24 protein-coding genes and 1 pseudogene are annotated in these 26,261 nt (G+C 65.2%); 15 read left to right on the forward strand and 10 right to left on the reverse strand.

Annotated features, from left to right (window positions below):
* The first annotated feature begins 116 nt into the window (after positions 1–116).
* The gene (locus HDC35_RS08705) at positions 117–1,700 is read left to right on the forward strand and encodes a tetratricopeptide repeat protein (protein ID WP_184645747.1); all 1,584 of its coding nucleotides are present in this window, start codon (positions 117–119) and stop codon (positions 1,698–1,700) included.
* Between the two features lie 63 nt (positions 1,701–1,763).
* Here HDC35_RS08705 and ada read toward each other — a convergent pair whose 3' ends face one another.
* On the reverse strand, positions 1,764–2,798 hold the full coding sequence (gene ada / locus HDC35_RS08710; RefSeq protein WP_184645749.1) for a bifunctional DNA-binding transcriptional regulator/O6-methylguanine-DNA methyltransferase Ada: 1,035 nt from the start codon (positions 2,796–2,798) through the stop codon (positions 1,764–1,766).
* Complete coding sequence (locus tag HDC35_RS08715) at positions 2,795–3,265, reverse strand: DUF1203 domain-containing protein (protein ID WP_184645751.1); 471 nt, start codon at positions 3,263–3,265, stop codon at positions 2,795–2,797. The genes ada and HDC35_RS08715 overlap by 4 nt, the downstream gene beginning before the upstream one ends.
* A 102-nt stretch (positions 3,266–3,367) precedes the next feature.
* Here HDC35_RS08715 and HDC35_RS08720 point away from each other — a divergent pair, with 102 nt between their 5' ends.
* On the forward strand, positions 3,368–4,909 hold the full coding sequence (locus HDC35_RS08720) for a S1C family serine protease (protein ID WP_184645753.1): 1,542 nt from the start codon (positions 3,368–3,370) through the stop codon (positions 4,907–4,909).
* Positions 4,910–4,954: 45 nt separating this feature from the next.
* Here HDC35_RS08720 and HDC35_RS08725 read toward each other — a convergent pair whose 3' ends face one another.
* On the reverse strand, positions 4,955–5,632 hold the full coding sequence (locus HDC35_RS08725; RefSeq protein WP_184645755.1) for a dienelactone hydrolase family protein: 678 nt from the start codon (positions 5,630–5,632) through the stop codon (positions 4,955–4,957).
* Between the two features lie 69 nt (positions 5,633–5,701).
* Here HDC35_RS08725 and HDC35_RS08730 point away from each other — a divergent pair, with 69 nt between their 5' ends.
* The 7 genes from HDC35_RS08730 to HDC35_RS08760 all read left to right on the forward strand — a co-directional run bounded on the left by HDC35_RS08730 (position 5,702) and on the right by HDC35_RS08760 (position 13,044).
* Positions 5,702–6,181, forward strand: a complete 480-nt coding sequence (locus HDC35_RS08730) for a hypothetical protein (protein ID WP_184645757.1) — start codon at positions 5,702–5,704, stop codon at positions 6,179–6,181.
* A gap of 132 nt (positions 6,182–6,313) precedes the next feature.
* Positions 6,314–6,880 carry a F0F1 ATP synthase subunit delta gene (locus HDC35_RS08735; protein ID WP_184645759.1) on the forward strand — a complete coding sequence of 189 codons (567 nt, stop codon included), beginning with the start codon at positions 6,314–6,316 and terminating at the stop codon, positions 6,878–6,880.
* A 38-nt stretch (positions 6,881–6,918) separates the two neighbouring features.
* Positions 6,919–8,448 (forward strand): F0F1 ATP synthase subunit alpha, encoded by a 1,530-nt coding sequence (gene atpA / locus HDC35_RS08740; protein ID WP_184645761.1) that lies wholly within the window; start codon positions 6,919–6,921, stop codon positions 8,446–8,448.
* Positions 8,449–8,505: 57 nt separating this feature from the next.
* Positions 8,506–9,381: a F0F1 ATP synthase subunit gamma gene (locus HDC35_RS08745; RefSeq protein WP_168454264.1), complete on the forward strand. Its 876-nt coding sequence runs from the start codon at positions 8,506–8,508 to the stop codon at positions 9,379–9,381.
* Between the two features lie 24 nt (positions 9,382–9,405).
* Positions 9,406–10,944, forward strand: coding sequence for a F0F1 ATP synthase subunit beta (gene atpD / locus HDC35_RS08750; protein WP_184645763.1), 1,539 nt, complete (start codon positions 9,406–9,408; stop codon positions 10,942–10,944).
* A 45-nt stretch (positions 10,945–10,989) separates the two neighbouring features.
* Positions 10,990–11,247: an ATP synthase F1 subunit epsilon gene (locus tag HDC35_RS08755; RefSeq protein WP_184645765.1), complete on the forward strand. Its 258-nt coding sequence runs from the start codon at positions 10,990–10,992 to the stop codon at positions 11,245–11,247.
* Positions 11,248–11,544: 297 nt separating this feature from the next.
* Positions 11,545–13,044: a CpaF family protein gene (locus HDC35_RS08760; RefSeq protein WP_184645767.1), complete on the forward strand. Its 1,500-nt coding sequence runs from the start codon at positions 11,545–11,547 to the stop codon at positions 13,042–13,044.
* A gap of 4 nt (positions 13,045–13,048) precedes the next feature.
* On the opposite strand, the gene HDC35_RS08765 is transcribed toward HDC35_RS08760, so the two are convergent.
* Entirely contained in the window at positions 13,049–13,237 is a 189-nt protein-coding gene (locus tag HDC35_RS08765) for a hypothetical protein (protein WP_184645769.1), read from the reverse strand.
* Between the two features lie 53 nt (positions 13,238–13,290).
* Between HDC35_RS08765 and HDC35_RS08770 the strand changes: the two genes are divergently transcribed.
* Both HDC35_RS08770 and aat read left to right on the forward strand, forming a co-directional pair.
* Positions 13,291–14,118, forward strand: a complete 828-nt coding sequence (locus HDC35_RS08770) for a class I SAM-dependent methyltransferase (RefSeq protein ID WP_184645771.1) — start codon at positions 13,291–13,293, stop codon at positions 14,116–14,118.
* A complete protein-coding gene (gene aat / locus HDC35_RS08775; RefSeq protein ID WP_184646507.1) occupies positions 14,115–14,900 on the forward strand; it encodes a leucyl/phenylalanyl-tRNA--protein transferase in 786 nt (261 codons plus the stop codon). Before HDC35_RS08770 ends, aat begins: the two co-directional genes overlap by 4 nt.
* Positions 14,901–14,935: 35 nt before the next feature.
* Here the strand turns inward: aat and HDC35_RS19620 are convergent.
* From HDC35_RS19620 to HDC35_RS08795, 4 genes and pseudogenes are all read right to left on the reverse strand, one after another.
* Positions 14,936–15,172: pseudogene (locus HDC35_RS19620) on the reverse strand (DUF2155 domain-containing protein); the annotation flags it as partial.
* A 174-nt stretch (positions 15,173–15,346) separates the two neighbouring features.
* Positions 15,347–15,733 (reverse strand): NADH:ubiquinone oxidoreductase subunit NDUFA12, encoded by a 387-nt coding sequence (locus HDC35_RS08785; protein ID WP_184645772.1) that lies wholly within the window; start codon positions 15,731–15,733, stop codon positions 15,347–15,349.
* Positions 15,734–15,806: 73 nt separating this feature from the next.
* On the reverse strand, positions 15,807–16,268 hold the full coding sequence (locus HDC35_RS08790; protein WP_184645774.1) for a DUF192 domain-containing protein: 462 nt from the start codon (positions 16,266–16,268) through the stop codon (positions 15,807–15,809).
* Between the two features lie 36 nt (positions 16,269–16,304).
* On the reverse strand, positions 16,305–16,877 hold the full coding sequence (locus HDC35_RS08795) for a RecX family transcriptional regulator (RefSeq protein WP_184645776.1): 573 nt from the start codon (positions 16,875–16,877) through the stop codon (positions 16,305–16,307).
* 177 nt (positions 16,878–17,054) lie between these two features.
* On the opposite strand from HDC35_RS08795, the gene HDC35_RS08800 reads away from it, so the two are divergent.
* From HDC35_RS08800 to HDC35_RS08810, 3 genes are all read left to right on the forward strand, one after another.
* Positions 17,055–18,806, forward strand: coding sequence for a fatty acyl-AMP ligase (locus HDC35_RS08800; protein WP_184645778.1), 1,752 nt, complete (start codon positions 17,055–17,057; stop codon positions 18,804–18,806).
* Between the two features lie 210 nt (positions 18,807–19,016).
* Positions 19,017–21,371 carry an EAL domain-containing protein gene (locus HDC35_RS08805; protein ID WP_184645780.1) on the forward strand — a complete coding sequence of 785 codons (2,355 nt, stop codon included), beginning with the start codon at positions 19,017–19,019 and terminating at the stop codon, positions 21,369–21,371.
* Between the two features lie 164 nt (positions 21,372–21,535).
* Positions 21,536–22,120, forward strand: coding sequence for a CHAP domain-containing protein (locus HDC35_RS08810; protein WP_184645782.1), 585 nt, complete (start codon positions 21,536–21,538; stop codon positions 22,118–22,120).
* 129 nt (positions 22,121–22,249) lie between these two features.
* Here the strand turns inward: HDC35_RS08810 and HDC35_RS08815 are convergent, their stop codons facing one another.
* A complete protein-coding gene (locus tag HDC35_RS08815) occupies positions 22,250–22,519 on the reverse strand; it encodes a DUF3297 family protein (protein ID WP_184645784.1) in 270 nt (89 codons plus the stop codon).
* Between the two features lie 103 nt (positions 22,520–22,622).
* Complete coding sequence (locus tag HDC35_RS08820; RefSeq protein WP_184645786.1) at positions 22,623–24,914, reverse strand: TonB-dependent receptor; 2,292 nt, start codon at positions 24,912–24,914, stop codon at positions 22,623–22,625.
* A 365-nt stretch (positions 24,915–25,279) separates the two neighbouring features.
* On the opposite strand from HDC35_RS08820, the gene HDC35_RS08825 reads away from it, so the two are divergent.
* The gene (locus HDC35_RS08825) at positions 25,280–26,254 is read left to right on the forward strand and encodes a hypothetical protein (RefSeq protein ID WP_184645787.1); all 975 of its coding nucleotides are present in this window, start codon (positions 25,280–25,282) and stop codon (positions 26,252–26,254) included.
* The last annotated feature ends 7 nt before the right edge of the window (positions 26,255–26,261 follow it).

Consider the following 26,261-nt stretch of genomic DNA (forward strand, 5'->3'; position numbering starts at 1 on the left):
TTCTCCTTGTCAGATGCGCTGGGGGATGGCGGCGGAAATAGGAACATGCGCAACCAGTTGATGCCTCGGCCGCGGTCGGTATAGTCGCCCTTGCGAAAATTTACCGGGGAAAACAAATGATCGCATATCTCAGAACCGCTTTGCGCGGCGGCCTTGTCGCTGCGCTCCTTGCCTTGAGCAGCACAGCCCACGCCGAATGGTGGGAAGCCGAGACAAGCCATTTCATCATTACGTCCGAAAGCAGTAAGGAAGATGTCGAGCGTTTTGCCTCGCGGCTCGAACGCTTCGACAATGCGCTCCGCTATATGCAGGGGCTTCCGATTCCGGGGGCGGATATCGGCCGGTCGAACAAGGTGCGCGTCTATCGCTTCGGCGACACCGACGATATCGGCCGCCTGGCCGGCAGCGCCACGGTCGCGGGGTTCTATATCCCGCGCGCTGGCGCCGCCGTTTCGTTCGTTCCGGCGAACGAAAGCGAGACCGACCGGTTCAGCCGCAATCTGCGCCAGCGGGAGTTGCGGCAGAAAACCGCAATGACGGCCGAGGGCGTGCTGTTCCATGAATATGTCCATCATTTCATGCTGCAGAAATTCAGCACCGCCTATCCGCACTGGTATGTCGAGGGCTTTGCCGAACTTTACGGCACGCTCGAACTGCTCGACAACGGCGCGTTCCGGGTCGGCAACGTCCCGCAGCATCGCGGCGACGACCTGTTCGAACTGCCGGGCATCCGGCTGACGCGCCTCTTCGATCACAACAAGCGGCTCGATGGACAGGAATATTACCAATCCTACTCCTTCGGCTGGATGATCGCGCATTATCTGAATTTCAACAAGGAACGGCAGGGCCAGCTGGCGCAATATCTGAAGGCGCTCAACGCCGGCGAAGACAGCCTGGCCGCAGCGCAGCGCGTGTTCGGCGACCTCGACAAGCTGCAGGGCGAATTGCGCAAATATAAAAGCGGTCCGTTCCCGACACTCGACGTCCGGCCGACCAATTATGTCGCGCCCAAGGTCGATATCCGTCGCCTTACGCCGGGCGAAGAGGCCGTGATCTCTGCGCATATCCTCAGCGAGCGCGGCGTGACCGAGCGCGAGGCGCGCTCCGTGGCCGACGATGTCGACGGAATGGACGCGAAATATCCGGACAATCTGGCCGTGCAATTGATGACGGCCGAAGCCTATAACGACGCGCAGGAGTTTGCGAAGGCCGAGGCGGCATTGAAGCGTGCGCTCGCGCTCGATCCGCAGTCGGAAGACGCGCATATCCTGATGGGCGGCCTGTTCATGACGCGCGCTGACGAAGAGAAGAACCCGGCGCTCTATGCAACGGCGCGCCAATCCTTTGCCGAGGCCTACCGCCTCGATCCCAAGGATCCGCGCGCGGCGATCGGCTATTATATGTCCTTCTACGAAGCGAAGGAGCCGATTCCCGAACCCGCGATCATCGCGCTCGAAAGCGTGTTCGAATATTCGTCCTACGACGATGGCTATCGCATGGTCCTCGCCCGCCAGCTGCTCAACGAAAACAAGGGCAAGCTGGCCCGGTCGGTGCTCGCCCCGCTCGCCTTTTCGAGCCACAAGCGGGAAAAGGCGAACAAGGTCGCCAAGCTGGTCGATGAAATCGACGCCGGACAGATCGACGCCGCCCGCGCGACGATGGCGAGCATCTTTGCCGACCAGGACAAGGAAGACAGCTGACCGCATCGCGTCACGAACCGACAGCGCCGGGCCGCCTTTCGCACGGCCCGGCGCCTGTTCGGCTCAGCGCCCTTCGCGCTTCAGCAATTCTTCCTTGATCGGCAACCCATAGGCATAGCCGCCGAGCGCCCCGTCGCTGCGCACGACGCGGTGGCACGGGATCAGCACCGCGACATTGTTCGCGCCATTGGCGCTCCCCGCCGCGCGCACCGCCTTGGGCTTGCCTACGGCTGCGGCGATGTCGGCATAGCTGCGCGTCTCGCCTGCGGGTATCTTGCGCAGCTCGCGCCACACCGCTTCCTGAAAGGCAGTGCCCTTCACGTCGATCGGAATATGGTCGAAGCCGCCCGTCGGCGCTTCCACCGCCTCCACGACCTGTTTCAGCAACGCTGCGAATTCCGCGCCCCCTTCGACCAGCGTCGCCGCCGGGAAGCGTTTTTCCAGAGCCGCGCGGCCCTCGTCGAACGACAGGCGGCACACACCCTTTTCGGTCGCCGCGACGAGCATCTCGCCCAGGCTGGTCGGTACCACCGCCCAGTGGATCGTCGCCCCCTTGCCGCCACCCACCCACGCCGACGCCGTCATGCCCATGCGTCCCTCCATATTCTCGTAGAAGCGCGACGGACCCGAAAAGCCCGCGTCGTAAATCGCGTCGGTCACGCGATTGCCGTCGCTCAGCGCAGCCCGTGCGCGCTCTTCGCGCAGCGCGCGGGCATAGGCCGCGGGCGACAGGCCGGTGTGGCGGGTGAAGACGCGCTGGAAATGCGTCGGCGAATAACCGGTGCGGCAGGCAAGGTCGGCGAGCGCAAGCGGCTCTTCGCTGTCCTTGATCGCCGCGATCGCCTTGATCACCGCCCGGTCGTCGCGCGCGACATCGTCGGGCAGGCAGCGTTTGCACGGGCGCAGCCCGGTTTCGCGCGCCGCCGCGCCATCCTGGAAAAAGCGCACATTCTCGCGCAGCGGATGCCGCGCGGCACAACTCGGCCGGCAATAGATGCCGGTGGTGAGCACGCCGGTGACGAAGCGCCCGTCGAGCGCGCGGTCGCGGCGCAGCACAGCCGCCCAGCGATCGTCGTCGGTCATCAGGTCGCGGCTCATGCGGCATCCCTTTCGATGCGCGCGGCAAAGCAACCGTGCGCGGCATTGTGCGCATCGATATAGGCGATGCCCTCATCCTCGAACAGATCGCGGATCGCGCCGTCGGCCTCACCCGGCCCCGCCAGCCTCGCGGTCCGCAGCATTCCGTCAGCGTCGAAAGCGCGCAGCGCCAGCGGGCGGCCCGCGAACACCGGCGGCGGTTCGTCGCGATAGGTCGCGGCTTCCACGCCCGGCCGGACGTAAATCGCATAAGCGCTGCGATACGGCGTTTCGACATCGTGGCTGGTGTGATGGAGCAGGATCAGCTCCTCGCCGGCCTTTGCATCCTCGAGGCTGATGCGGCACGGGAAACCGTGGTCGGCGGTCGCGGTGACGCGCCGCGCGTTGATCGCGGCGAGGCCCGCGTCGTCGAGCGCGAACAGCGGGGCGAAGCCATCGGGGCAAAGCCCCTCGATCAGATAGGTCATTGGGAACATCCTTTCTCGTCGGTCGAAAGACGAATGCCACAGCGCGATTCGCACCGCGTCCCGATGCTTGCGTTCAAAGTTCGGGCGACTAGTGTGCGCGGCATGACCCGCCTCTTCGCGCTACTGCTCGCCCTTTTTGCCCTTTCGCTGCCGGCGCGCGCCGCCGACGATATCAGCGCCGCGTCGCGCAGCGTCGTGCGCGTCGTCACCGTCGCGATGGTCGATGGCGAGGTCGTCGGTTTCGGTCATGGCAGCGGCATCGCCATCTCGCCCACCCGGATCGTCACCAACGCGCATGTCGTCGAATCGGCCGCCAAATATCCGGGCAATGTCGCGCTCGGCGTCGTCCCGTCCGAAGGGCAGAAAAGCTACGCGGGCAAGCTGGTCGCGATCGACACCGCGCGCGACCTCGCGCTCGTCGAGATCACCGAAGGGCGCCTGCCCCCCGCCGCCGTCTACACCGGCCCGCTCGATTCGGGCGCCGATGTCGTGGCATTGGGCTATCCGGGCAATGTCGACCTGGCGACCGCGCGCAGCGCCAATGATTATATCACCCCGCGCAGCCCGACGCGCAGCGAGGGCAATATGTCGAACATGCAGGCGGTCGACGGGGTTGCGATGCTGATCCACACGGCAAAGATATCGCGCGGCAATTCGGGCGGCCCGCTGGTCGACCAGTGCGGGCGCATCGCCGGGATCAATACTGCGATCACGCGCGCCGACGACGGAGATTCGCCCTTTGCCTTTGCGATTGCCGGGCGCGAGTTGACGCGCTTTCTGACCGACGCGGGGCAGGAATATGCCAGTGTCGGCACGCCGTGCCTGTCGATGGCCGAGGCCGACGCGCGCGACCGCGCGGCGATGGATGCCGAAGCGCGCGCGCGCGAACAGGCCGACGCCGCGAAGGAAGCCGCCGCCCGGCTCGACCGCGAATTGAAGCAGGCGCGCGCCGAAGAGGATGCGCTCGCCTCGCGCGAAAACCGTATCGCGCTCGCGGGCGTCTTCTTCGTGATCGGCGCGCTCGCCGCGGGCGCCGCGCTGCTTTTCCATAGCCAGAAGAATATCCGGAACGCCAAGATCGCCGGCGGTGCGGGCGCCGTGCTGATGATCGGCGCGGCCGTGCTGTTCGTGACGCGCCCCGACGCCCACGCCGAAATCGGCGAAGAAGCCGCCAAGGCGACAAGCGTCGCCGCGCCCGCGCTCGCGCAAGGCAATTTCCTCTGCACCATCCGGCCCGACCGCAGCCGCATCACCGTGTCGGCGACGACCGACGTGCCGATCACGATCGGCAAGGACGGCTGCGTCAACGGCCGCACGCAATATACAAGGGGGGCCGACGACCGCTGGCAGCGCATCCTCGTGCCCAATGAGGAGGCGACCGTGACCGTCGCGTCGATCGATTCGGCGGGACGCGACTATCGCGTCGACCGCTATCTGCTCGATGCCGAAACGATGGCGAAGGCACGCGAGACGCGCGCGGCAGTCACGCTCAAGAGCTGCACCGCCGACCCCGACGCGCTCGCGGGGCTCGCGGCGCAACAGGATGCGATCCGCAGCGCGCTTCCCGCCAGCCCCAACGAACGGCTGGTCTATCGCTGCCAGCCGGCGGGTGGCGCAGCGATCGAGCGTGCCGCCGGCAACTGACCGTCAGCCGAGCCCGGCCACCCGATCGCAGCCGGCCCCCGAGCCTCACCCCCCGCATGCCTTGAACAACATCAACGTGCGGTCGCGCGCAAGCTCGCTCGATGCTTCGTGATAATCCTTGCGCCGGTCGCTGTTGAACCCATGGTTCGCGTCATAGACGAAGATCTGCGCGGTCGGATGATCCCTTGCGATCAGCGCCTCGACCCCTTCCATCGGGATACCTGCGTCATAGCGTCCGAAATGTGCGATCGTCGCGCAGCGTGGCGGCTCGTCCTTGAACGTCGTCGGCACCAGGCTGCCATAATAGGCACTCGCCGCGGCGAGGTCGGGGCTGATCTGCGCCATCCGCCACGCGACCGAGCCGCCGTAGCAATAGCCGGTGATGAAGACGGGGCCTTTTCCTTTGAGCGCGTCGATGCACGTCTGCGCGTCCTTCAGGCTCTGTTCGAACGGGTGCAGCTTGCGCGCGAGTTCGACCGCGCGCTCGAACTGCGGCCCCGAATAGTCGCTTTCGAACCCCGGATGCTCGCGGTCGAAAAGCGCGGGGGCCAGCACCTCATAGCCGTCGGCGGCATATTCGTCCGCCAGCTCGCGGATATGGTCGGTGACGCCGAAGATTTCCTGGATCAGCACCAGCCCACCGCGGCGCTCGCCATCGGGGTTGGCGTGATAGACGGCGATTTCGGCGCCGTCGTCCATCGTCATCCGGATCATCTCGCCCATTGTCCGCTCCTTGCTATTGGCCCCTCTGTTTATGAGGGGGGAATGTGAATGCAAGCACACCGAACAGCCTTGTTGCTGATCGCCGTCGCTGTTCTCGCGGGCAGTTGTGCCTCCCCGTCCGGATCCGGGTCCTCCAGTGAAGGCAGGGCGACGGCGATCGATCCAAAAATCGAAAGGCTCGCCCGGCAGTCCTGCCTCTGCAAATTTGCGGGACATGATAGTTCGAAAGTCGACGAGGCCCTGAAAACTGCGACCGCCGGATTGGAAACCGGAGGATTTGGCGAATCCTCGGCGCCGCTGGCCGGCTCCTATACCTGCTACCCCGAACTCGGCGAGCGGGCCTGTACGGCGACCTACTATGTCACCGGATCGCAAGACTCGCCCGACGTCTGCAACCTCGATCAAGTCACCGAACTCGAGAAGGCTTGGAAATCGGCACCGCCCGCACGCGACGGTTCGACCGGCGCCGCAAATGACGCTCTTCAAAAGCGACTTTCGGAACTTCGGCGAAGCGTCGCAAACTCGATTCCCGCATCTGCCTGCAACTAGGGCCACCCCCGCCTTGCATTGCGGCACAATCGTTGCTACGCGCGCCCCGACTTTGCAGCGGGGGGCATTTTCGGATGCCGGGCAAATCCGCGCAGCCATCCCCCTCGGGATCGAAGAAAAGGACTTTCGCGCGTGGAGAATTCCGGCGGCATTCAGGGCAACATCACGGCGGGCCTCGCGGGCCGCTATGCCAGCGCGCTGTTCGATCTGGCGCGCGAATCGAACGCCATCGACGCGGTGCAGAAGAGCCTCGCGACGCTGAAAACCGGCATCGCCGATTCGGCCGACCTCGCGAACCTGATCGCCAGCCCGGTCGTCGGCCGCACCGACGCCGCGAACGCCATCGCTGCGGTCGCCAAGGCGATGCAGCTCGATTCGCTGACCGCCAAATTCCTCGGCGTGCTCGCCGAGAACCGCCGCCTCGCCGATCTGCCCAAGATGATCGACGCCTTTGACGCGATCGTCGCCGATCACCGCGGCGAAGTGACCGCCAAGGTCACCAGCGCGCACCCGCTGACGCCCGCGCAGCTCAAGGAGCTGACCGCGAACCTCAAATCCCGTGTCGGCCGCGACGTCACCGTCGCGGCGACCGTCGATCCCGCCATCCTTGGCGGCCTCGTCGTCCAGCTGGGCAGCCAGCTGATCGACGGCAGCATCCGTACCCGTCTCAACAGTTTCGCCCAGGCGATGAAGGGCTGAACGCCCTACGCCAAAATGCCCCGATGAAAGGCTGAATAATGGAAATCCGCGCCGCTGAAATCAGCAAGGTCATCAAGGACCAGATCGCCAATTTCGGGACCGAAGCCACGGTCAGCGAAATCGGTTCGGTGCTCTCGGTCGGCGACGGCATCGCCCGCGTCCACGGCCTCGACAATGTCCAGGCCGGTGAAATGGTCGAATTCGCCAATGGCGTGCAGGGCATGGCGCTCAACCTCGAAGCCGACAATGTCGGCATCGTGATCTTCGGCAGCGACGCCGAGATCAAGGAAGGCGACACCGTCAAGCGCACCGGCACGATCGTCGACGTCCCCGTCGGCAAGGGCCTGCTCGGCCGCGTCGTCGATGGCCTCGGCAACCCGATCGACGGCAAGGGCCCGATCAAGGCCGACAAGCGCATGCGCGTCGAGGTCAAGGCGCCGGGCATCATCCCGCGCACCTCGGTCCACGAACCCGTCCAGACCGGCCTCAAGGCGCTCGACGCGCTCGTCCCCGTCGGCCGCGGCCAGCGCGAACTGATCATCGGCGACCGCCAGACCGGCAAGACCGCCGTCGCGATCGACACCTTCATCAACCAGAAGCAGGCGAACGCCGGCGACGATGAATCGAAGAAGCTGTACTGCATCTATGTCGCGGTCGGCCAGAAGCGTTCGACCGTCGCGCAGATCGTCCGCCAGCTCGAAGAAAATGGCGCGATGGAATATTCGATCGTCGTCGCCGCGACCGCGTCGGAGCCCGCTCCGCTGCAGTTCCTCGCGCCCTACACCGGCTGCACGATGGGCGAATTTTTCCGCGACAACGGCATGCACGCCGTGATCGTCTATGACGATCTGTCGAAGCAGGCCGTCGCCTATCGCCAGATGTCGCTGCTGCTGCGCCGCCCGCCGGGCCGCGAAGCCTATCCCGGCGACGTTTTCTATCTGCACAGCCGCCTGCTCGAGCGCGCCGCGAAGATGAACAGCGACAATGGTTCGGGCTCGCTCACCGCGCTGCCGATCATCGAAACGCAGGCGGGCGACGTTTCGGCGTACATCCCGACCAACGTGATTTCGATCACCGACGGCCAGATCTTCCTCGAAACCAACCTGTTCAACGCGGGTATCCGCCCGGCGATCAACGTCGGCCTGTCGGTGTCGCGCGTCGGCTCGGCCGCGCAGACCAAGGCGATGAAGAAGGTGTCGGGCTCGATCAAGCTCGAGCTCGCGCAGTATCGCGAAATGGAAGCTTTCGCACAGTTCGGTTCGGACCTCGATGCCTCGACGCAGAAGCTGCTCAACCGCGGCGCGCGCCTGACGCAGCTGCTCAAGCAGCCGCAGTTCCAGCCGATGCCGTTCGAGGAACAGACCGCGTCGATCTTCGCCGGCACCAACGGCTATCTCGACAATGTCGCGACGACCGACGTGTCGCGCTACGAACAGGCGATGCTCGCCTATCTGCGCAGCGATCACGCCGATGTGCTGAAGACGATCCGCGACACCAAGGACCTTGGCGACGATGCCAAGAAGGGTCTGGTCGCCGCACTCGACGCCTTCGCCAAGATTTTCGCGTAAGCCAAGTTACCGTGAGCCCGGCCACCCGCGCCGGGCTGACGAACAAGAGGGGCCGTAATGGCATCGCTTAAGGAACTCAAAGGGCGGATCGTCTCGGTCAAATCGACCCAGAAGATCACCAAGGCCAAGAAGATGGTCGCCGCCGCCAAGCTGCGCAAGGCGCAGGCCGCCGCCGAAGCCGCGCGTCCTTACGCCGAGCGGCTCGAAGGCGTCGTCGCCAGCCTCGCGTCAAAGGTCGGCGCGTCGGATTCGGCGCCGAAGCTGTTGTCGGGCACGGGCAAGAGCGACACGCACCTGCTCGTCGTGCTCAACAGCGACCGCGGCCTTGCCGGCGCGTTCAACTCGAACATCGTCAAGGCCGCGCGCGACAAGGCGCTCGAACTGCAGGCCGAGGGCAAGAAGGTTCTCTTCTACCTCGTCGGTCGCAAGGGCCGCCCGGTGATCGCGCGCCTCTTCCCCGGCCAGATCATCGAACAGTATGAGACCACCGGCATCCGCGACATCGGCTTCGAACAGGCGAGCGACATCTCGGCAAAGGTGATGGAGCTTTACGAAGCGGGCGCCTTCGACGTCGCGCATCTTTTCTATTCGAAGTTCCGTTCGGCGCTGCTCCAGATCGCGACCGGGCAGCAGATGATCCCGGTTCCGCCGCCCGCCGACGTCCCTGCATCCAGCGGTGCAGCGGTCGAGTACGAACCCGACGAGGAAGCGATCCTCGCCGATCTGTTGCCGCGCAATGTTACCATCCAGATCTTCAAGGGCCTCCTTGAAAACGCCGCATCCGAACAGGGCGCGTCGATGACCGCGATGGACAATGCGACGCGCAACGCGGGCGACCTGATCAACAAGCTGACCATCGTTTACAACCGCACGCGTCAGGCGGCGATCACCACCGAACTCATCGAAATCATTGCAGGCGCGGAAGCGCTGTAAGCTATCCCAGCAAGGAAGAAGACAATGGCAACCGCACCCGCCCCTGAAAAGAAGGCTCCCGCCAAGAAGGCGGCAGCTCCTAAGGCCGCCGCGCCGAAGAAGGCCGCTGCCCCCAAGGCCGCGAGCACCGGCACCGCGACCGGCCGCGTCGCACAGGTCATCGGCGCCGTCGTCGACGTCCAGTTCACGGGCGAGCTGCCCGCAATCCTGAATGCGCTCGAAACCGATAACAACGGCAACCGCCTCGTCCTCGAAGTCGCGCAGCACCTCGGCGAAAACACCGTCCGCACGATCGCGATGGACGCGACCGACGGACTGACCCGCGGCCAGCCCGTCACCGACACCGGCGCCCAGATCTCGGTCCCCGTCGGTCCGCAGACGCTCGGCCGCATCCTCAACGTCATCGGCGACCCGATCGACGAGCGCGGCCCGGTGAACGCCGGCATGACCGCGCCGATCCACGCCAAGGCTCCCGAATTCGTCGACCAGTCGACCGAAGCCGCGATCCTCGTCACCGGCATCAAGGTCATCGACCTGATCGCCCCCTATGCCAAGGGCGGCAAGATCGGCCTGTTCGGCGGCGCCGGCGTCGGCAAGACCGTTCTCATCCAGGAACTGATCAACAACATCGCCAAGGGCCACGGCGGCGTGTCGGTGTTCGCGGGCGTCGGTGAACGTACCCGCGAAGGCAACGACCTGTATCACGAATTCCTCGACGCCGGCGTTATCGCGAAGGACGCCGACGGCAACCCGACCCCCGACGGGTCGAAGGTGGCGCTGGTGTTCGGCCAGATGAACGAGCCCCCGGGCGCCCGCGCCCGCGTCGCGCTGTCGGGCCTGACCATGGCCGAATATTTCCGCGACCAGGAAGGCCAGGACGTTCTGTTCTTCGTCGACAACATCTTCCGCTTCACGCAGGCGGGTTCGGAAGTGTCGGCGCTGCTCGGCCGTATTCCTTCGGCCGTGGGTTACCAGCCGACGCTGTCGACCGACATGGGCGCGCTGCAGGAACGCATCACCTCGACCACCAAGGGCTCGATCACCTCGGTGCAGGCCATTTACGTCCCCGCGGACGACTTGACCGACCCCGCTCCCGCAACCTCGTTCGCCCACTTGGACGCGACGACGACGCTGAGCCGCGCGATTTCGGAACTCGGCATCTATCCCGCGGTCGACCCGCTCGACTCGACGAGCCGCGTGCTCACCGCCGCGACCGTCGGCCAGGAACATTATGAAACCGCCCGCCGCGTTCAGGAAACGCTGCAGAAATACAAGTCGCTGCAGGACATCATCGCGATCCTCGGCATGGACGAGCTTTCGGAAGAAGATAAGCTGGTTGTCGCCCGCGCGCGCAAGATCCAGCGCTTCCTGTCGCAGCCGTTCCACGTCGCCGAAGTCTTCACCGGCATCCCCGGCAAGTTCGTGCCGATCGAGGAAACGGTGAAGTCGTTCAAGGCTGTCGTCGACGGCGAATATGACCACCTGCCCGAAGCGGCCTTCTACATGGTCGGCGGCATCGACGAAGCGGTCGCCAAGGCCGCGAAGCTCGCCGAAGAAGCGTAATAACCTGTGCCCCTCCCCAAGCGGGAGGGGTCAAAGGACAGATCAATGGCCCTGAAGTTCGAACTCGTCACCCCCGCCCGCCTCGAGCGGACCGCCGACGTCCATATGGTCACCGTGCCGGGGACCGAGGGCGATTTCTCGGTGCTCGAAGGCCACGCCCCCTTCATGGCGACGCTGCGCAACGGCCCGCTGACGATCTATGCGTCCGCAGGCGCCGCGCCCGAGGTGATCGAGGTCGAGGGCGGCTTCGCCGAGGTGAACGAAGCCGGCCTCACCGTGCTCGCCGAGCATATCGCCCGCTGAGCGCAAGCCACAACGCACAACAGGCCCGCTTCCGGAAGGAGGCGGGCTTTTTCAGTTCGGGACCCTGTCGAGTTTCGGCCGATTGCGCTCGCTGCGTATCGCATGACTTCGTCATTGCGTAGGGCAGCTTCCCCAAAACAGCCACCGGCGTGGCGCAAAACCGCCTTCCCCGCCTATTCCCCGTCCCGTCGCATTAGGACAATGTCAAAGTTTCCACTTTATTCACCGTGTCGGATGGGGGGTTTCGCCAAATGGGCGACGCGCTCCACGACGGTTGATTTGAGGCAGGACAAAGACATGAGTGCATTCGGACGCCGACCCGGAACCGCTGGCCGCCCCGCCTTTGGCGTTGCGAAGCCGATGCAGACTGGCCCGGGAATGGGTGGCGGCTCGCAATTTCCTGCGCTCGACACGCCCGTCGAGGCACCTCTGCCGCCCTCGATCCCCTCGAACCTGTCGCCCGAAGACGAGGCAATGGAGCGACTTAACCAGCGTTCGACCGCCGAGATGGCCGAGCCTGAAAAAGCACAGGGTTTCGAGGCCAGCGTCCACAAGATCAAGGAACAGGTGCTGCCGCGCCTGCTCGAACGCGTCGACCCGGAGGCGGCGGCAACGCTCAGCAAGGACGAGTTGACCGAGGAATTCCGCCCGATCATCCTCGAAGTGCTCGCCGAGCTGCGAATCACGCTCAATCGCCGCGAACAGTTCGCGCTCGAAAAGGTGCTCGTCGACGAATTGCTCGGTTTCGGTCCGCTCGAAGAACTGCTGTCCGACCCGGACATCAGCGACATCATGGTCAACGGGCCGTACCAGACCTATGTCGAGCGCAAAGGCCAACTCGTCATCGCGCCGATCCAGTTCCGCGACGAACAGCATCTGTTCCAGATCGCGCAGCGCATCTGCAACATGGTCGGCCGCCGCGTCGACCAGACGACGCCGCTCGCCGACGCCCGTTTGAAGGACGGCAGCCGCGTCAACGTGATCGTGCCGCCGTTGTCCTTGCGCGGCACCGCGATCTCGATTCGTAAATTCTCGGCCAAGCCGATCACGCTCGACATGCTCTGTCAGTGGGGCGCGATGAGTCAGAAAATGTGTACCGCATTGAAGATCGCGGGCGCCAGCCGTTTCAATATCGTGATCTCGGGCGGTACGGGTTCGGGTAAAACCACCATGCTCAACGCGCTGTCGAAGATGATCGACCCCGGCGAGCGCGTGCTGACGATCGAGGATGCCGCCGAACTTCGCCTGCAGCAGCCGCACTGGCTGCCGCTCGAAACGCGCCCCGCGAACCTCGAAGGCAATGGTGCGATCCATATGGGCGACCTCGTCAAGAACGCGCTGCGTATGCGTCCCGACCGCATCATCATGGGTGAGGTTCGCGGCGCGGAATGTTTCGACCTTCTCGCTGCGATGAACACGGGTCACGACGGTTCGATGTGTACACTCCACTCGAACAGCCCGCGCGAATGCCTCGGCCGTATGGAAAATATGGTGCTGATGGGCGACATCAAGATCCCGAAGGAAGCGATCTCGAAACAGATCGCCGACTCGGTCGACCTGATCGTCCAGATCAAGCGCCTGCGCGACGGTTCGCGCCGCGTCACCAACGTCACCGAGGTGATCGGGATGGAAGGGGACGTCATCGTCACCCAGGAATTGTTCAAGTTCGAATATCTCGACGAGGACAAGGATGGCAAGATCGTCGGCGAATACCGTTCGATGGGCCTGCGTCCCTATACGCTCGAAAAGGCGCGCCAGTACGGCTTCGACCAGCCCTATCTCGAAGCCTGCCTGTAAAGGTCTAGAGCCCACCCAGCCAGAACGCCGTTGCGAACAGGGCGACGGCGGCGGCCGCGAGCGCGATCCCGCGCCACGGCATGAAGCCGACGTCGTCGACGTCGCGGCGGTTGTTGCGGCGCCAGTTGGCGACCTCCGCGAAGCAGAATAGCATCGCGGCTCCGACCCCCACCGACAGCATCGACACTTGCATTGCCGCGCATCCCTTCGCAAACAGGGGCCTTCCCCTGGAGAGAGGTGCCCCATATGCGTCCGCTGTCGATAGTTGCAAGTGCCACCATCGCAATCGCCGTCCCCGCCGCAGCGATGCAGCATGACGGCCATGCCGGTCATGCCGCCCATCAAGGTCAGGCGATCGCCGCGGCCGTCGCGGCCCCGACCCGCACGCCCGCAAATGTCGCGCGCGACAAATATCGCTACCCCGCCGAAACGCTTGCTTTCTTCGGCGTAAAGCCCGGCGACACGGTGGTCGAGCTGTGGCCCGGCGGCGGCTGGTACACCGAAATCCTTGCTCCCCTCGCCAAATCGGGCGGCGGGACGCTCTACGCTGCGGCGCCATGGGACCGCGGGCTCAACCGGCTCAAGGAAAAGCAGGCTGCCGACGCCGCCACCTATGGCGCGGTAAAGCTCGCCGAATTCCCCAATGCCGGCGCCAACCCCAAGGTGCCCGACGGCAGCGCCAATGTTGTCCTGACCTTCCGCAACGTCCACAACTGGCGTTTCGACGGCGCCGACAACACCGCGAACGCGTTCAACCAGATTTTCGCGATGCTCAAACCCGGCGGCACGCTCGGCGTCGTCGAGCATCGGCTGAACGAGAGCGACGATGCCGCGAAGGAAGAAAAATCGGGCTATATGAAGGAAAGTTCGATCATCGCCTTTGCCGAAGCCGCCGGTTTCCAACTCGCGGGCAAGAGCGAGATCAACGCCAATCCCAACGACACGAAGGATTATGCAAAGGGCGTCTGGACGCTGCCGCCGGTGCTGCGCGAAGGCGAAACCGACCGCGCCAAATATGTCGCGATCGGCGAATCGGACCGCATGACGCTGAAATTCGTGAAGCCCGCGAGCTGAAACATTTTGAGTCCATAGATCCGGCGCTGCTGCTGAGCGCCTATGCGCAGGGCATTTTCCCGATGGCGGACGGGGCGGACGACCCGTCGGTCCATTGGGTCGAGCCGCGGCTGCGCGCGATCCTGCCGCTCGACGGCTTCCACCTGTCGCACAGCCTGAAGAAGGTGATCGTCTCTGACCGGTTCCGCGTCACCACCGACACCGCCTTCGCCGAAATGGTCGCGCTCTGTGCCGCGCCGGCCGACGACCGTCCGACGACGTGGATCAATCCCGTGATCAAGGCGAGCTACGATCGCCTGTTCCAGATCGGCCACGCGCACAGCGTCGAATGCTGGCTCGATGGCGAGCTCGCGGGCGGGCTCTACGGCGTCACGCTCGGTCGCGCCTTTTTCGGCGAATCGATGGTCAGCCGCGAGCGCGACGCATCGAAAGTCGCGCTCGCGCATCTCGTCGCAAGGCTGATCGCGGGCGGCTGGAAACTGCTCGACTGCCAGTTCCTCACTCCGCACCTCGCGAGCCTGGGCGCGATCGAAATCCGCCAGGCCGACTATCTCGCGCGGCTCTATTCGGTGTTGGCGGGGGACGACGGCGCCGCCTTGGGCGTCGCAGCTGGCGCCGGAACGGCTGGCGGCGCCGGCGCGGCGGTGCCTTCGCCGCCGTTCGTCGCGGGCGACTGGCGCGCGCTCGACGCCTTGGGCGCGGCACCCGATTTCGGCGCCGACCGCGCGACGGGTTCGCCGCCCGGATATGTCATCGCACAGCTTTTGACGAAGACGTCATAGATCGGATGCTCGATCACATTACGGTCGGGCCGCTCGCGGAAAATCCAGCCGGAAAAGACGCGATACCATTTGTCGTCGCGCTGATCCTGCACCGTCAGCTGGACGAAGGCGCCGGTTTCGGGCGGATCTTCCCACGGCGCGGTCTGTTCACAAGCGCGCAGGCGGACGATCGCGCGCCCGACCCGAGCCGCGTCGCCGGGCTTCATCTCGAGTTCGCGGACGAGGCCGTTGCGCTTGTTGAGCAGGCCGACGACGGCAACGCGCTCGGCCATTGGCGTCGCGCCTTCGATCCCGCCGATTTCCTGCGGCACACGTTCGGATTTGGCGATCTGGGGCGCCTTGTCGCTGCCGCCGCTTTTGGTCGGCGTCCGGTCGCACGCGGCCAGCGCGGTCGCCGCGACAAGCGTCAGGAGCGCGATACGGAGGGGTTGCGGCCGCACTGAAGCTCAGTCGGCGCCGGGCCGCCAGGCCTCGTAGTCGCCGGTCGCCGCGGCCCGGTGGCCGCCGCGTTCGAGCGCGCCGGCGGGGCGATAGGCGCCCGTGCTGCCGGTCAGGTTCGCGCTCGGTTCCTTTTCCCACGCGCGCGGCGCGGGCAGGATGTCGGTCGGCAAGTCGTCGAACGTGCCGTGCAGCCAGCCGTGCCATTCGGGCGGCACGCGGCTCGCGTCGTTCGATCCATTATAGATCACCCAGCGGCGGCCGCCCTTTTTGGCGCGGAAATATCCGTTTCCGAGACTGTCCTCGCCGACCTTCTCGCCCGTGCTCCAACTGTTCAGCAGCGTGCCGACGGTCGCGCCGTCCCACCAGGTGAAAATCTTGCCCAAAATGCTCATGGCTGCGGCGTTTACAGGCAAGCCAAGGCGCTTCGCAAGCGGCAAACCGCGCTGGCCGGCTCTTTCTGCCGCTTTATCGGTCTTTCCACGTCACCTTGGCACTCTCATCGATACCGAGCCGGGCCGCGGTGCCGCCCGCGAGTTCGAGAACCGCGCTCACCTCGCCCCCGCTGACCACCGGTTCGAGCGATTCGGGGATGGTATTTTCGGCGATACGGTCGATGCTGCCGTCGGCACGAATGAAGATCATATCGAGCGGAATCAGCGTGTTCTTCATCCAGAAACTGCCGATCTGCGGCTTTTCGAAGGGAAAGATCATCCCGCCGCGCTCGGGCAGGCCGGTACGGAACATCAACCCGCGATCCTGCTCGGCGGCGGTGCGCGCGACCTCGACGTCGAACCGGTGCGCCTTGCCCGCCATCTCGATCGTCACGGGGATGGTGGCCGCGGTTTCGGCCTGCTCGGCAGGAGCGCTGCTGCACGCCGCGATCGGCAAGGCAAACGACAGGGCAAGGGCGGTCAATATGGCGCGCATCGGCAGATCCTTATCCCGGCAACAGCTTGTCGTGCCCTAATCGAGCGCCGCTTCGTCGTCCAGCGCCGCCAGTGCCGCCTCGTCCCCCGGCGGGACGCGAAGGATGCGGCGCGCGATCGCCATGCTGTGTCCGGCGCGCAAAAAAGCGGCGATTTGCCGCTCGCGCTGTTTTGGATCGTCGATGGCGTTGACGGCGAAGGGCCCGAGCCGCCGCCGCCGCGCGAAACCGATGGCCGCCGATGTGGCAGCACCTTCGGCCGCCTCGATCGCCTCGCCGCTGTCTTTTTCCGCGATACCGTCGCTATAAAGCTGCGCCTTCACGCGCCGTACGCCCAGCCCGCGCCGCGTCATCGCCCCGGCGCGCATCGCGGCATATTGCCGGTCGTCAAGGTAGCGCAATTTCTCCATCCGATCGGCGACCGCTTCGCACGCCGTCATGGCGTCGACATCGTCTATCCATTCGGATTCGCGTATTTTTCGGGCGAGATAACGCGTCAGTTTGGCGCGACTCGTCGCGAATCGCGCGACATAGGCCAGTGCCAGTTCGTCGAGCCGCGCTGCGCCGAGCGGCCTTTTCGAACGGTCGGACGGTGCAGAACGGCGCGACATGCCATGTTTGTGCCACAGTCGGGCCCGATTGAGAACGATCAACACCGCCATATCGGGACATCAAAGCCCGGAAATGGGCGATTTGTTCAAACAATAAGGTTCGCGCACGCTGACATGGCTCAAAAAGATGACATGCTTGTTGCCGCGCGGCCTCTATCGCGGGATGTCGCAGCCCCTATGACCGATATCGAACCTGCTTCGGCCGACGCGCTCGTGCCGACTCCGACCGAATGCGTGCAGCCGCGCCGCTTTTCCGACTTCGCCACCGTGGGCGAAGCGCTCGACTATGCCGCCAGCGGCGTGCGCGGGCTCAATTTCCACGATCCGCGCGGGCGTTTGGTACGCCCCTATCCCTATAGCGAGCTCAGGGCCGACGCGCTGGCGACCGCTTACCGCCTGATCGCCGCAGGTGTGCAGCCGAACGACCGCATCGCGCTGATCGCCGAAACCGGTGCCGAATTCGCCGCGCTTTTCTTCGGCACCATCTATGCCGGCGCCTGGCCGGTGCCGCTGCCGCTGCCCACCAGCTTCGGCGGGCGCGATAGCTATGTCGGCCAGCTCGTCGTCCAGCTCACCAGCTGCGACCCCAAGATGCTGTTTTTCCCGCCCGAAATCGCCGCGATGGCGGTCGAAGCGGCCGAGCAGCGCGGCGTCACGCCGATCGATTGGAGCGCCTTTGCCGAACGCGCCGCCCCCGTCGCCGATCTGCCCAGGCAAAAGACCGACGAAACCTGCTACCTTCAGTACAGCAGCGGCTCGACGCGCTTCCCGCACGGCGTCGCGGTGACGCATGGCGCGCTGCTTAACAATCTCTCGGCGCATTCGCACGGCATGGAACTGCGGGACAGCGATCGCTGCATCAGCTGGCTTCCTTGGTATCACGACATGGGCCTCGTCGGTTGCCTGCTCTCGCCGGTCGCGAACCAGGTGTCGGTCGACTACCTCAAGACCGAGGATTTCGCCCGCCGCCCGCTTGCCTGGCTCGACCTGATAAGCCGCAACAGCGGCACGACGCTCAGCTATTCGCCGACCTTCGGCTATGACATCTGCGCGCGCCGCATCTCGAGCCAGAGCCATGTCGCCGACCGGTTCGACCTGTCGCGCTGGCGCGTCGCGGGCAATGGCGCCGACATGATCCGCCCCGATGTGATGCAGAGCTTCGTCGATGCCTTTGCCGACGCGGGCTTCAAGGCGAGCGCCTTCTTGCCGAGCTACGGCCTTGCCGAGGCGACGCTCGCGGTCAGCATCATGCCGCCGGGCGAAGGCATCGTCGTCGAACTGGTCGAGGAAACCGAATTGTCGGGCGCCGCGAACGACAGCGGCCGTCCGACCCGCTACCGCGCGATCGTCAACTGCGGCAAAGCGGTGAAAGACATGACAATCGAGGTCCGCGACGAAGCCGGCAATCCCCTGCCCGACCAGACGGTCGGCAAGGTGTGGTGTACCGGCCCCTCACTGATGACCGGCTATTACCGCGACCCCGAATCGACCGCCGCCTGCATGGTCGACGGCTGGCTCGACACCGGGGATATGGGCTATTTGTCAGACGGTTACATTTATATCGTCGGCCGCGCCAAGGATATGATCATCATCAACGGCAAGAATCACTGGCCGCAGGACATCGAATGGGCGGTCGAGCAATTGCCGGGCTTCAAGTCGGGCGACATCGCGGCCTTTGCGATCACGACGCCGGGCGGCGAGGAAACCCCTGCCGTGCTCGTCCAGTGCCGCACCAGCGACGAGGCCGAACGGCTCGCGTTGCGCGAAACGATCCGCGACCGCGTGCGTGCGATCACGGGCATGAACTGTCTGATCGAACTGATCCCGCCCCGCACACTGCCGCGCACGAGTTCGGGCAAATTGAGCCGGTCGAAGGCGCGCGCGCAATATCTGGCCGGCGAAATCCAGCCCTTAGCGATAGCGGCCTAGGACCGGGCGCGTCCGGAACCGGCCGGAGGCGGCCGTTGATTCCCCTCCCGCAAGCGGGAAGGGAAATCAGTTCACAATCTCAACGTCCGCTCACCACCCCCAACCGCCGTTCCGCCCGATCCCGATCATTGTCCCCGGGCGGGACAGAAATTCGCGCAGGAACAGACGGGTAGTTACCTTCGGGTAATACCCGCGCGCTAAACGGAGCAGGTGAAGAGCCTGTTGACCGACCCGATAGCTGCCGAAGTGATTCCTGCGCGGACCCTGTTGGGGCTGGGCCCGCAGGGCGAAGACATCGGCAACCTCCGCCAGCTCCAACTCGCGCCGCTTCGCGGCCGCGGGTCGCTGCGCCTTGTGATGGGCATGGGCATGGCGCTGGTCGCGGCGTTGACCATGATCCTCGGCGTGCCGCTGCCGATCGCGGGCGGCTGGCTGGCCTCTGCGCTGATTTTCGGTCTCTGGTCGCACCGAAAGTTCCGGGACCTGCCGCTCGGCGACCCCAAGCTTTCGGGCGTCGCCGAATATCGGCTCTGCACGCGGCATGCGCTCTATTCCGCGCTTCTCTGGGGGTCGCCCTTCTGGTTGCAGGGACCAACCCCGACGCTCGACCATGTGCTGTCGATGTGGACGATCGCCGTGCTGATGATGGTGACGCTGGCGATCGTCGCGCACAGCGTTCCGCTGGCCTGCGTGCTGTTCATCGGTCCAGTAACCCTGTCGGCCGCAGTCGCTCTCGTCCGTGCCGACGCACCCCAACTGGCGGGCGTGGCGCTCGTCGCGGGGCTGCTGCTCTGCGCCTTTTGCGTCCGCTTCGCGCAAAGCCATATCCGCTTTCGCCGCGCCGAAGAGGTGCTGCACGAAAAGACCGAAACGGTCAGCCTGCTGCTCCGCGAATTCGAGGAAACCTCGGCCGACTGGCTGTGGCAGACCGACAACAGCCGCCGCCTGATTCATGTCTCGCCGCGCCTCGCCTATGCGCTCGGCGGCACGGCCGAAGGGCTGGAGGGCATTCCACTGCTCCAGGCCTTGTCGGGCGATGCGTGGGAAACAGGTCTCTTTCCGAAGAGCCTGCACGACATGGCCGAACGCATGAAACGGCGCGAAAGCTTTTCCAACCTGATCGTTCCGGTGACGATCGACGGCGCTCCGCGCTGGTGGGAGTTGTCCGCCTCGCCCCGCCTCGACGAGACGGGGAAGTTTCTCGGCTTTCGCGGCGTCGGATCCGACGTGACCGAACAGCGTGCGAGCGCCGAGCAGATCGCCAAGATGGCGCGGTTCGACAATCTCACGGGTCTACCCAACCGCCTCAGCCTGAACGAGGATCTGGCGCGTGCGATGGCGCATGCGATCGACGCCAAGTCGCGTTGCGCTCTGCTGATGATCGACCTCGACCGGTTCAAGGCGGTCAATGATACGCTGGGCCACCCCGTCGGCGACAAATTGCTGGCGCAGGTCGCGGCGCGGCTCAAGGGGCTGATGGAACGCGGGATGACGTGCGGCCGCCTTGGCGGCGACGAATTTGCCGTCGTGCTCCATAATTTGCCCTCGGCCGAAACGGCGGAGGAACTCGCGCAGCGGATCATTACGACGATCAGTCGGCCCTATGTGGTCGACAACCACCAGCTGTTCGTCGGGGCGAGCGTCGGTTTCGCGATCGGCCCGACCGACGGCGCGACGGTCGAAACGCTGACGCGCAACGCCGACCTCGCGCTTTACAAGTCGAAGGACAAGGGCGGCAACGTCGTCGCCGCCTATGTCGCATCGCTGCACGCGCAGGCCGAGGAACGGCGCGTGATGGAACAGGAACTGCGCGGCGCGCTCGAACGCGGCGAATTCGAACTCTACTACCAGCCGGTGGTAACCGCCGCCGACGGCACGCTCAACGGCTTCGAGGCGTTGATCCGCTGGAACAACCAGAGGCTCGGCAATGTATCGCCCGCGCGTTTCATCCCGCTTGCCGAGGATGCGCGCCTCATTTCGCCGATCGGCGAATGGGTGCTGCGCACGGCATGCCATGAAGCGATGAAATGGCCCTCAAACCTGAAGGTCGCGATCAACGTCTCGGCCGACCAGCTGACCGACCCGAGTTTCGCCTCGGTCGTCGTCTCGGCGCTGGCGCAAAGCGGGCTGTCGCCGCAGCGGCTTGAGATCGAAGTTACCGAAAGCGTCTTCCTGCGCGACGGCGGCGGCGCGGCGCAGCTGCTCGACCAGTTGATCGGGCTCGGCATTCGCTTGTCGCTCGACGATTTCGGCACCGGCTATTCGTCGCTCGGCTATCTGCGCAAGACGCAATTTTCGACGATCAAGGTCGACCGCAGTTTCGTCGTCGGGGCCGCCAAAGGCAGCATCGAATCGATTGCGATCATTCGCGCCGTCGTCGCCCTGGCCGACAGCCTCGGCATGTCCACCACCGCCGAGGGTGCCGAAACGGAACTCGAGGTCGAAACGCTGCGCAGCTTCGGCTGCAGCAACATCCAGGGCTATTATTATGGACGCCCGATGCCTGCCGCGGACGTGCTGACCCTGTTCCGCCGTCCCGACGATATCGCGACCGTTGCCGCCTGACGCGACGGAGCGAAGTCTCGGGGCGACGAATGGAAGGACTTAACAAAAGGTTCCCCCGCCCACCGCACGGCAGGCGCAATTCGTCGCTAGGCTGTTGGTCGCCGGCGCCAGCCATAGCAAAGACGCTCCAACGCTTGAAGACAAGCCATCGGGGGTCGCATCTCATGCTCTATCGTCGCTATCTGGCAGCCGCCGTCGCGTCCGTGATGACCATCACCGGCCTGATCGCGAGCGTTCCCGCCGCGGCCCGCGACTATCTGCAATGCGTTCCCTTCGCTCGCGCCGAATCGGGCGTCGAAATTCGCGGCAATGCGAAGACCTGGTGGTCGCAGGCCGCCGGCAGCTATGAACGCGGGGCCGAACCGCGCAAGGGTGCGGTCATGGCGTTCGCCGGCACCCGCGGCATGCCCATGGGCCATGTCGCTGTGGTGAAAAAGGTCGTCAGCGACCGCGAAATCCTGATCGACCATGCCAATTGGTCGCCGATCAACGGCCGCCGCGGACAGATCGAGCGCGACGTCCGCGTCGTCGACGTCAGCGATGCCGGCGACTGGAGCATGGTCCGCGTGTGGTACGCCCCGATCGCCGACCTCGGCCTGCGCGCCAACCCGGTGCAGGGCTTCATTTACGCCAATGGCGATGCGGGCGCTCCGAACTCCGCCCCCAGCTTCAAAGCGCCCGTGTGGGCACAGAATGATTGGAAACCCGGCAACGACCTCGAAATGGTCGTTGCTTCGCTCGGCAACTGAGCCCTCCCCCCCCCCTCGGGCTCGGCGAGCGACGAAGCCACTCGGGGCGGTCCGCCGCTCCGGGTGGTTTCCCATTTATGAGAGATCGACGGGTCTCGAACGCCTTGGCCCGTCAGGGGACGGCGGGCGTCAATCGGCCGCGGGCGCTTCGCCTTCGTCGTCCTTGTCCTCGAACCAGGCCTCGACCTCGCCCGACAGCTTGATCGTCATCGGCTGACCGAAACGGTCCTTCGATTTGCCGGCCGCGACGCGGATCCAGCCTTCGGAGATCGAATATTCCTCGACGTCGGTGCGCTCCTTGCCCTTGAAGCGGATTCCGATGCCGCGCTGCAGCACCTCCATGTCGAAATGCGGCGAGCGCGGATTGGTCGACAGATGATCGGGGGGCGTATCGGTCATGAACTTATTTCCCAAAAAATGATGGCGCGGCCCTAGCTGGACCGCGCCATGATCGTCAATCATTGAGAGGCGGCACCGGGCCCGGCACCGCCCCTGCAGAGGTTCAGAAACCCGCCTTCAGCGTCACGAAGAACTGCTGCGGCGCGCCGGCGAGCAGGGTCTGCGCATCACCGCTGTTGGCAAAACCGTTGGTGCCGATCGTCGAGACATATTCCTTGTCGAACAGGTTGGTCGCATTCGCCTGGATCGAAATGCGATCGTTCAGCCGGTATCCGATGCTCGCGTCGACGATGATGAAGCCGCCGACTTCGGCGTCATTTTCATAGGAATAATAGCGTTTCGACGTGTAATTGGCGCCGACGCGCGCAAAGAAATCGCCATTGTCCCAGGTGATTTCGCCCTTGGCGAGATGCCTCGGCGAATTGACCACCGTTTTCCCTGCGGTTGCTGCAACGACGACATTCGCGGCGGTCACCACGTCGTCCCGATATTCGGAGTCGTTCCAGGCGTAGGAGGCGAAGAGCGACAGTTCGGGGGTGACGCGGACCGTTCCCGCCGCCTCGACGCCCCACGAGCGCACATCGCCGACATTGCTGAGAATCGCCGGGTTGCCCTGGATCCCGGACCCGTTGGCAAAGGCGATGATGCGGTCCTTGAAGTCGACATAATAGCCCGCGATCACCGCCTGGAATCGTGACGACTTGGTCCGGAAACCCAATTCATAGGTAGTCGAGGTTTCGGGCTTCAGGTCGAGCGCGTCGAAACCCGCCTGCGTGGTGGCGAACGGGCCGCCGGTCGCCGACGATTCGAACGCGCGCATATTCTCGGTATAGCTCGCGAATAGCTCGTTATCGTCGTTCAGGCGATAGAGCAGGCCGGCCTGCGGCAGAAACCAGTCCTTCGCCTCGGTCCGGCCCGAGGCGAGGCCACCGCTGACCACCGGCGTCGCGATATTGGTGACGCGCAGCCCTTTCCATCCGGCATTGAGCTGGAATCGGCCGAGGTCGAGCGTATCCTGCACATGATATTGCAGCGTCTGCGTGTTGAAATCGAATTCCCACTGGGTCGCCAGCGGATCGTTCGGGAATTTCAGGCTGCTGCGGCTCGGCGCGCCGGCGGTGTCGGCGAGGCCATAGAAGCGGCGCGCCTGGTTGAAGTCGTTGTCCTCGTACCACGTGCCGAGTTCGATCGTGTTGGCGCCGAGCGTGAACAGGCTGGTGGCGACGATGCCATAGCGTTCGATCTCATATTCGGTGGTGCGGATCGTGATCGGCGCACCGCCGGGGGTGGTGACATAGGGGGTAAACCACATCCCGCGCCCCTTGTTGCCGTGATAATAGCCGGTGACCTTCATCGTCCAATAGTCGTTCAGCGGCGCATCGACCCCGACGCCGGCAAGCCAGTCCTTGCGCAGGCCCGCGGCGTCATAATAAGCGTCGTCGACCGTCGCGACCGGCGCGGGAAAGACCAGCCCCGCCGACGGATAAGGCAGCGGGGCCCCGCCATTCTGCGCGAGCTGGTTCTGATAGATTTTGGCGACGTCGACCGCGAGATTCCAGTTTTTGGCGTAATTGTCCCAGCCATAGCCGAGGCGGCCGATCATGTCGGCGCTCATGTCCTGATAGTCGTTCTCGCGGCGGTCCGAATAGTTGACGAAGCCGAAGAACTGCCCGTCGCCGACCGGCTGGACAATGCGCGCATTGGCCTGATGCTGGCGCTGGGCGCCGTCGCCCTTCCACTTGTCGGCATCAGCCCAAGCATAGCTCAGCGACAGGCGCGGTCCGCCCGACAGGATGTCGCCGCTGTCGAGGCGGACGAAGGCACGCTTGGTGTCTTCGCTGCCATAGGTGCCCGACGCCTCGAGCCCGAACATATCGGCCGGCTCGCGCGAGAAAAATTCGATCGTACCGCCAAGGTTGCTCGTCGATGCCGCCGCCAGCGAGCCCGCGCCCTGCGCCACTTCGACGCGGCCGACATTTTCGCTGATGATCGCGCGGCTGATGTGGAGGCCGTTATGGTTGCCGTAATTCATGTCGCCGAGCGGAATGCCGTCGAGCGTGAAGCCCAGCTGGTTCTGCGAAAAACCACGGATCGAGATGCGCGCCGACCATTCATAGGCGCCGAACGGGTCGGCCGCCTGGAAATTGACCCCCGGCAGCTTGTCGATGGCCTTCAAGGGGCTGATCCCCGACACTTCGAGCGCGATATCGGCGGCGCCGAGTTCCTGCACCTGCCGCGCCTGCCCGCGCCCGAGCACGACGATCTCCCCGACATCGTCGATGCCCGCCGCATCGGCGGCCTCGACGGCCGCCTCGTCGGCAAGGACCGGGGTCGCGGCCAGCATGGCAATCGCGGCGGCCCCGGCCTGCAGGCGGTTCCTGAACTGATAGGTCATGGCGTGAAATCCCCTTGACCCGGCACCGAAATGGCCCGGGGTCGCGGGGGCTTTAGGGATGCGATATTGCTTTGCGGCGGCGGAAGCGTGGCGCGTCGATGACGGAATGATGAAGTATCGGCGGCAGCACCACTACCGTCGCGGGCCATCGCGGCTGCGCTCTTTTTGTCGCAATTCGGGCACGGCATCCCGAAAAAGAGGGTTAAGCGGAAAAAAGTGCCGCAGCGGCGAAATTGCCTTCATCCGGCTGGTATAATGGCTTCCAAACAGGGTTGCTGAAGATTAACCAATTGAAACAACGGAACTAATTTTGACTGGCTCTTCTTATGGTTCGGGGGAGGACCCCAGAATCAAGGAGAGATTTCATGCGCTTGCCCCGTCTTGAATTTCGCCCGGCCTGCCTGCTTTTGATCCCGGCGTGCCTGACCCTCGCCGCCTGCGAATCGTCGGGCAGCTACCGCGTCGGCAGCGTCGGTCCCGGCGGAGCGACGGGCGCGACCGGGCCCGCAGGCCCGGCCGGCCCCACTGGCGCGACCGGGCCGGCTGGTCCTGCAGGGCCCGCGGGTCCAACCGGCCCCGCCGGCCCCGCCGGCAGCGGTCTCGGCCTCGGCGACGCCGGCGCGCTCGCGGTCGGCGGCCTTGTCGGCCCCGGCGGCGTCGCCGGCACCGGCCTGCTCGCGAACACCGGCGACTCGCAAAACGGCAATCCGGTGATCGGCGGGGTGCTCGTCAAGACGGGCGGCCTCGTCAACGTCGTCGCCGACAAGGGGCTGCTGCTCGCCAATGCAGTCGATGGCAAGGTGCCGGGCGGCGCCAATCTCGTCGGCACCGTCATCGGCGTCGTCAAAGCGACGGGCGTGGCCCTCGTCCGGACCGGCAATGGCCAGCAATATCTTGTCGACGGCCTGACCGCCGCCCCCGGCCAACTCGTGACCGCGACGATCGGCAAGGCAATCGCGCTGGGCAGCCCCGATGCCTCGCCGCTGATCGGCGCGAGCATCCTGTCGCCCGGCCAGAAGAACGGCAGCCTGCTGACCGTCGGCGTCGGATCGGCCGGCCAGCTCGTCACCCTGCAACCCGGCACCGGCGGCAATCTGCTCGGCGGCGTCACCGGCGGCCTGGCCGGCGGGACTCCCGGCCGTGCCGCCGGATCGCCAACGACGCTCGTGGGCAATGTCGTCGCGACGGCGACCGGCGCGCTCGGACAGGTGACGAACGGAACGGCGGGCGGCGGCACGACCGGCGGCCCCGCTGCCCTTCCCGTGACCGGCCTCGTCACCGGCGTTACCGACACCGTCGGGACACTGCTTGGTGGTCTCAACCCCAAGGGCGGCAACTGATACCGCC

It is taken from the genome of Sphingopyxis sp. JAI128 (assembly GCF_014207235.1).
Taxonomy (GTDB): Bacteria; Pseudomonadota; Alphaproteobacteria; order Sphingomonadales; family Sphingomonadaceae; genus Sphingopyxis.

Excerpts from the sequence above, each read along its gene's own strand:
- HDC35_RS08770 (WP_184645771.1), top strand. The coding sequence starts at position 13,291 with ATGCGTCCGCTGTCGATAGTTGCAAGTGCCACCATCGCAATCGCCGTC.
- ada (WP_184645749.1), bottom strand. The coding sequence starts at position 2,798 with ATGAGCCGCGACCTGATGACCGACGACGATCGCTGGGCGGCTGTGCTG.
- HDC35_RS08800 (WP_184645778.1), top strand. The coding sequence starts at position 17,055 with ATGACCGATATCGAACCTGCTTCGGCCGACGCGCTCGTGCCGACTCCG.
- HDC35_RS08790 (WP_184645774.1), bottom strand. The coding sequence starts at position 16,268 with ATGCGCGCCATATTGACCGCCCTTGCCCTGTCGTTTGCCTTGCCGATC.
- atpD (WP_184645763.1), top strand. The coding sequence starts at position 9,406 with ATGGCAACCGCACCCGCCCCTGAAAAGAAGGCTCCCGCCAAGAAGGCG.
- HDC35_RS08760 (WP_184645767.1), top strand. The coding sequence starts at position 11,545 with ATGAGTGCATTCGGACGCCGACCCGGAACCGCTGGCCGCCCCGCCTTT.
- HDC35_RS08725 (WP_184645755.1), bottom strand. The coding sequence starts at position 5,632 with ATGGGCGAGATGATCCGGATGACGATGGACGACGGCGCCGAAATCGCC.
- HDC35_RS08825 (WP_184645787.1), top strand. The coding sequence starts at position 25,280 with ATGCGCTTGCCCCGTCTTGAATTTCGCCCGGCCTGCCTGCTTTTGATC.
- HDC35_RS08815 (WP_184645784.1), bottom strand. The coding sequence starts at position 22,519 with ATGACCGATACGCCCCCCGATCATCTGTCGACCAATCCGCGCTCGCCG.
- HDC35_RS08755 (WP_184645765.1), top strand. The coding sequence starts at position 10,990 with ATGGCCCTGAAGTTCGAACTCGTCACCCCCGCCCGCCTCGAGCGGACC.
- HDC35_RS08810 (WP_184645782.1), top strand. The coding sequence starts at position 21,536 with ATGCTCTATCGTCGCTATCTGGCAGCCGCCGTCGCGTCCGTGATGACC.
- HDC35_RS08705 (WP_184645747.1), top strand. The coding sequence starts at position 117 with ATGATCGCATATCTCAGAACCGCTTTGCGCGGCGGCCTTGTCGCTGCG.
- HDC35_RS08785 (WP_184645772.1), bottom strand. The coding sequence starts at position 15,733 with ATGAGCATTTTGGGCAAGATTTTCACCTGGTGGGACGGCGCGACCGTC.
- atpA (WP_184645761.1), top strand. The coding sequence starts at position 6,919 with ATGGAAATCCGCGCCGCTGAAATCAGCAAGGTCATCAAGGACCAGATC.
- HDC35_RS08720 (WP_184645753.1), top strand. The coding sequence starts at position 3,368 with ATGACCCGCCTCTTCGCGCTACTGCTCGCCCTTTTTGCCCTTTCGCTG.
- HDC35_RS08765 (WP_184645769.1), bottom strand. The coding sequence starts at position 13,237 with ATGCAAGTGTCGATGCTGTCGGTGGGGGTCGGAGCCGCGATGCTATTC.
- HDC35_RS08745 (WP_168454264.1), top strand. The coding sequence starts at position 8,506 with ATGGCATCGCTTAAGGAACTCAAAGGGCGGATCGTCTCGGTCAAATCG.
- HDC35_RS08820 (WP_184645786.1), bottom strand. The coding sequence starts at position 24,914 with ATGACCTATCAGTTCAGGAACCGCCTGCAGGCCGGGGCCGCCGCGATT.
- HDC35_RS08795 (WP_184645776.1), bottom strand. The coding sequence starts at position 16,877 with ATGTCGCGCCGTTCTGCACCGTCCGACCGTTCGAAAAGGCCGCTCGGC.
- HDC35_RS08715 (WP_184645751.1), bottom strand. The coding sequence starts at position 3,265 with ATGACCTATCTGATCGAGGGGCTTTGCCCCGATGGCTTCGCCCCGCTG.